Origin of the sequence: Pseudomonas defluvii, assembly GCF_001695625.1 — a bacterium.
GTDB classification, from domain to species: domain Bacteria; phylum Pseudomonadota; class Gammaproteobacteria; order Pseudomonadales; family Pseudomonadaceae; genus Aquipseudomonas; species Aquipseudomonas defluvii.
In genome coordinates this window covers 1-1,194 of record NZ_MBPN01000278.1, presented here as the reverse complement: position 1 = coordinate 1,194, position 1,194 = coordinate 1, and the positions used below count along the sequence as shown (strand labels likewise).

Below are 1,194 nucleotides of genomic sequence, written 5' to 3'. Positions count from 1 at the left end.
GCACCCGAACAATTTCCCGGTCGGCAAAGCGGTCAGTACGGTGTTCGCCAAGTCGCAACTGGTCATCCGTCGCAGCAACGAAGACACCTGGGAACTGCTGATCCGTCGCAGTTTCTCCGATTACTGGTGGCTGTGGTTGCAGGACGCCGCCGCAGAATATGGCTTGAGCATCCAGGCCTGAACCCGACAGGAGCGTTAGCATGAGCCGAGCCCCGGATACCTGGATTCTCACCGCCGACTGCCCGAGCATGCTCGGCACTGTGGATGCGGTGACGCGTTACCTCTACGAGCAGCGCTGCTACGTCACCGAACACCACTCGTTCGATGACCGGTTGTCCGGGCGGTTTTTCATTCGCGTGGAGTTCCGCCAGCCTGATGACTTTGACGAAGCGGCTTTCCGCGCAGGCCTGACCGAGCGCGGTGAGGCCTTTGGCATGGTCTTCGAGCTGACGGCGCCGAACCACCGGCCCAAGGTCGTGATCATGGTATCCAAGGCCGACCATTGCCTGAACGACTTGCTCTATCGCCAGCGTATAGGGCAGCTGTCCATGGACGTGGTGGCGGTGATTTCCAACCACCCGGACCTGGAGCCGTTGGCCCAGTGGCACCGTATTCCGTACTACCACTTTGCCCTCGATCCCCATGACAAACCGGTGCAAGAGCGCAAGGTATTGGATGTGATCGAGGCGTCCGGTGCAGAGCTGGTGATCCTTGCCCGCTACATGCAGGTGCTGTCGCCAGAGTTGTGTCGCAAGCTCGACGGCTGGGCGATCAATATCCACCACTCCCTGCTGCCCGGTTTCAAAGGCGCCAAGCCGTATCACCAGGCCTACAACAAGGGGGTGAAACTGGTGGGCGCCACGGCGCATTACATCAACAACGACCTCGACGAAGGCCCGATCATTGCCCAGGGCGTCGAAGCGGTCGATCACAGCCATTATCCCGAAGACCTCATCGCCAAAGGCCGCGACATCGAATGCCTGACCCTGGCCAGGGCGGTGGGTTACCACATTGAGCGGCGGGTGTTTTTGAACGCCAACCGCACGGTAGTGCTCTGACGAGCACGCTTGCCAATAAAGAAATCCAGTAACTCAGCGCTGCCTCCGGGTAGCGCACTTTGCACCGCTACATAAAAACAATCAGCGAGGTGAAAGCATGTCTGGTAATCGTGGTGTGGTGTATCTCGGCGCCGGT

The 1,194-nt window shown here is 59.5% G+C and carries 2 protein-coding genes; both read left to right on the top strand.

The genetic code is table 11. From position 1 onward, the window contains the following. Nucleotides 1–181, top strand: a 181-nt coding sequence (locus EKA13_RS27280; protein ID WP_218060862.1) for a sarcosine oxidase subunit gamma family protein, incomplete at its 5' end; no start/stop codon positions are given. Between the two features lie 19 nt (nt 182–200). Then, on the top strand, nt 201–1,058 hold the full coding sequence (gene purU, locus EKA13_RS27275; RefSeq protein WP_065762044.1) for a formyltetrahydrofolate deformylase: 858 nt from the start codon (nt 201–203) through the stop codon (nt 1,056–1,058). Nucleotides 1,059–1,194 lie beyond the last annotated feature (136 nt).